Origin of the sequence: Promicromonospora sp. NPDC060271 (assembly GCF_042726755.1) — a bacterium.
Taxonomy (GTDB): Bacteria; Actinomycetota; Actinomycetes; order Actinomycetales; family Cellulomonadaceae; genus Promicromonospora.
Map to the genome: position 1 here is coordinate 1 of NZ_JBHXBG010000283.1, position 4,012 is coordinate 4,012.

A 4,012-nucleotide genomic window follows, 5' to 3' on the forward strand; every position below is an offset into this window, starting at 1 on the left:
CCGCAACGACACGCCGAATCGCAGCCTCGATCCGGCGTGTCGTTGCGGTTCGACCAACCAGTCCACCAACAGGCTGCGGTTCGGCGACCACCGGGCCGCCGACAAGTTGCGGCTCGGCGACCGCCAGCGCCGTCGGACCGAGGCGGCGCCGTCCGACGTCCTAGGCTGGCGGCATGCAGATCGCACCCCGCAGCGGCGGCCCCGTACCCGACGTCGCCACTCTTCTCGCCCGCCTCGCCGCCGACGGCGGCCAGCCCCGGCTCACGTGGTACGGGGACGACGGCGAGCGCGTCGAGCTCTCCGGCGCGGTCCTCGCCAACTGGGCGAGCAAGACCGTCAACCTCCTCGTCGAGGAGTTCGACGCCGCCCCGGGCACGCGGATCGTCGTCGACCTGCCCGTGCACTGGCGCACCGCGGTCTGGACGCTGGCGGCCTGGCGCGCGGGCGTCACGGTGGTGCTCCCCGGCACCGAGGGGGCGAACCCGGACGTGGTGGTCACCGACGGCCCGGACCGCTGGGCCGGCCACGGGGCGGACCTCGTCGTCGTCTCGCTGCCCGCGCTCGCCCGCCGGTACGACGGCGAGCTGCCGTCCGGCGCCATCGACGCCGCCTCGGCGGTGATGACCTACGGGGACGCCATCGGCTGGGTGCCCGAGGTGGACCCCGACCAGGAGGCCCTGGTGACCGCCGCGGGCGCCGTCGGCCACAAGGGTCTGGTCCCGGAGCCCGGCGAGGGTACGCGCGTCCTGGTGGACGGGCGTGGTCCCGTGGCGGAGGTGCTGCGCGACCTGCTGGGCGTCTGGGCGGGCGGCGGCTCGGTGGTCCTCACCTCGCCGGCGACCGCCGCGGAGCTCGAGCGGGACGAGGCCCGGCTGACTCGTCTGCTGAGCACGGAGCAGGCAAAGCTGCCGCAGGGGTAGCCGGGGCGTCGAAATGCCCGGTCGCAAGCCATTTCAGACGTAGCCGCACACCGTCTTCGGTCTTCTCCACGAACCCTCTACGGTCCGACCCCGGGGGGCGCGCCGCCGTCCGACGGGCAGCCCATAGGATCTGACGCCGTGACGTTCCCTGACTTCAGCGCCGGAGAGGCGACGAGCCCAGCCACCGGGCCGTCGCATGCGCGCACGCTGAAGGGGATGAGCGGCGCGGCCCGGGCGGTGGTGATGGTGCTCGTCGCGGCGGTCTCGCTCGCGACGGCGGGCGGGGTGGCGGCGGTGACCCAGCTCACGGGGAACATCGAGACCGCCCAGATGACGGTTCTCGGACCTGACCGGCCCAAGGTGGTGCTGCCGAAGGATCCGAACGCGGGCACCCCGTTGAACATCGTGATCATGGGCAGCGACTCACGCGGCGGGGAGAACCGCGACCTGGCGGGCGGCGAGGACGCCGGCGCCCGGTCGGACACCACCGTGGTCATGCACATCTCGGGCGACCGGTCGCGGATCGAGATGATCTCGATCCCTCGCGACTCGACGGTGGACGTCCCGAGCTGTACGACCGAGGACGGCGCGACGACCGCTGAGCTCTACAGCACGAAGTTCAACGCCGCGTTCTCCCAGGGCGTGCAGGCGGGCGGCACCGTCGCCGACGGCGCCCTGTGCACCGTCAAGACGGTCGAGAAGCTGACCGGCGTCTTCATGAACGGCTTCATCGTCGTCGACTTCGCCGGGTTCTCCTCGATGGTCGACGCCGTCGGCGGCGTGGAGGTCTGCGTCGAGGAGCCGATCTACTCCGAGGACGCGAACCACCTGTCGCTCGACGCGGGAGCGCACACGCTCAAGGGTGTCAAGGCCCTCGACTACGCCCGGGCCCGCAAGGGCGACGGGCTGGGCGACGGCTCCGACCTGGGCCGGATCGGCAGGCAGCAGGAGGTCATGGCCTCGCTCGCCCGCAAGGTGCTGAGCCAGGAGGTCCTGACGAACCCCGCCAAGTCACTCAATTTCCTCAAGGCGGTGACCCGGTCCCTCACCATGAACAAGGAGCTTGCCAGCATCGACGGACTCGCCGGGTTGGCCTACTCCATGCGCAACGTGCGGCCTGACACGATCACCTTCATGACTGTCCCCAACGAGTACGACCCGGTACAGACGGCGAACGTGATCTGGACCGACGAGGCCGTACAGCTGTGGGACAACGTCAAGCACGACAGGCCGCTCGACTTCGACCCGGACGCGCCGTCGGCCGACGCGTCGCCGTCCGCCGATGCGTCGCCGTCCGCCACGAGCGACGACGAGAGCGCGGAAGGCTCTTCCGAGCCCACTCCCGACTCGCCCTCACCCAGCTCGACAGAGATCAAGCAGGCCGGTGAAGAAGCATTCACCGGCGCCGACACCACCAAGGTCTGCGGCTAGCCATGTCAGATCCCAGATCGTCGAACCGATCGGCCCCAGGCGCCGACGACGACGTGACGCGCGTCCGGATACCACCCAGCTTCACGCCGCAGGGCGTGAGCGGGCGGCCCGGCGCCGACGATGCCATCCCGGTGGGTGACACCGGTGAGAGACCGCGTACCCTGCCGGGCGTGGCGTCGAGCCCGCAGCAGGGCGGGCCCGGTGGCGCGGAGACGCCGGGCGTCGGGGTTCCCGGCGTCGGCGGCGCGCACCGTATCGGACGGCCGGAAGGCTCCTCCGACGGTGCCCGCAGCGAACCACGCATACGCAGACAGTCTTCTCGGGAGGTACCGGTGTCCGGCCAACGCAACAATCCCCCGCCCGTCCCACCACGGAGGTCGGGGATGCCGGCGCGCAACGAGTCGGGCGGGGCACCACGCTCCATCCCGCCGCGTACCGCGCCGCGCGCCGGTGGCCAGCCACCGCAGGCGATCCCGCCGGGCCGCCCGGTCCGGGCGAGCGCGGGCCCCGTGCGTCCGACGCCGGTGCGCAGCGCGCCGCGTCCCCCGGCGGGCAGCGGTCGTGGTGGTAGCGGCTATCCCGGTGGCGCTCTCGCCTCCGGCGGCCGTGGCGGGGGCGGCAGCAACATCCGCATCCGCAAGGGCCGCGTGGCCGGCGTCATCGCGGTGCTGGTGCTGCTCGCGATCATCGCCTGGCCGGTCGGGCTCCTGATCTGGGCCAACGGCAAGATCCAGCACGTCGAGGCCCTGTCCGGTGCGCCGAACACCCCGGGTACGACGTACCTGCTCGCGGGCTCCGACGCGCGTGGCAGCGGCGGCATCAACGACTCCACCTCGGGTGCGCGCACCGACACGATCATGCTGCTGCACAAGCCGTCGTCGGGGCCGGTCGCGCTCATCTCGATCCCGCGTGACACCTGGGCCGTGATGCCCGACGGCTCTGGCAGCAACAAGATCAACGCCGCGTACTCCTACGGCGGCGCGCCGATGCTGGTCAAGACGGTCGAGACGCTCAGCGGGCTCACGGTGGACCACTACGTCGAGGTCGGCTTCGGCGGCGTCGAGGGGGTCGTGGACGCCGTCGGCGGCGTGCGGCTCTGCCTGGACTACGACGTGCACGACGTGAAGTCGAAGCTCAAGTGGAAGAAGGGCTGCCACGTGGCGGACGGCAAGACGGCCCTCGCGTTCTCGCGGATGCGGTACGCCGACCCGACGGGCGACATCGGCCGTGGGCAGCGCCAGCAGCAGGTCATCGGCCAGATCGGCAAGAAGGTCGCGGACCCGGCAGTCCTGCTCAACCCTGCCACGCAGGTCGGGATCGCCGACGCCGGGCTCGCGGCCCTCGTGACCGACACCGACTCGGGCATCATCGACATCGCGACGATGGGCCTCGCCTTCCGGAGCGCGAACGGCGACGACGGCGTGACCGGCACCCCGCCGATCGCGTCGATCGGCTTCCGCACCCCCTCCGGCGCCTCGGCGGTGCTGCTCGACGAGAACCAGACCCCCGAGTTCTGGGCCAAGATCCGCGACGGCGGCTACGAGGCGGGCCAAGAGGTCGGCGGTATGCCGAAGTGACCTCGCGGTCTGCCTGACCAGGCCGTGCCAGGCAGAACGTCACTCCGCGGGGTGTGTTGCTGTGCGTAGACAGTGTCTACGCAC

3 protein-coding genes are annotated in these 4,012 nt (G+C 71.7%); all 3 read left to right on the plus strand.

Annotated features, from left to right (window positions below):
- Nucleotides 1–173: 173 nt before the first annotated feature.
- The 3 genes from ACFWE2_RS24850 to ACFWE2_RS24860 all read left to right on the plus strand — a co-directional run bounded on the left by ACFWE2_RS24850 (nucleotide 174) and on the right by ACFWE2_RS24860 (nucleotide 3,928).
- Nucleotides 174–920, plus strand: a complete 747-nt coding sequence (locus tag ACFWE2_RS24850; protein WP_377226883.1) for a TIGR03089 family protein — start codon at nucleotides 174–176, stop codon at nucleotides 918–920.
- Nucleotides 921–1,058: 138 nt separating this feature from the next.
- On the plus strand, nucleotides 1,059–2,351 hold the full coding sequence (locus ACFWE2_RS24855; protein ID WP_377226884.1) for an LCP family protein: 1,293 nt from the start codon (nucleotides 1,059–1,061) through the stop codon (nucleotides 2,349–2,351).
- A 383-nt stretch (nucleotides 2,352–2,734) separates the two neighbouring features.
- Nucleotides 2,735–3,928 carry an LCP family protein gene (locus tag ACFWE2_RS24860; RefSeq protein ID WP_377226885.1) on the plus strand — a complete coding sequence of 398 codons (1,194 nt, stop codon included), beginning with the start codon at nucleotides 2,735–2,737 and terminating at the stop codon, nucleotides 3,926–3,928.
- Nucleotides 3,929–4,012: the final 84 nt, after the last annotated feature.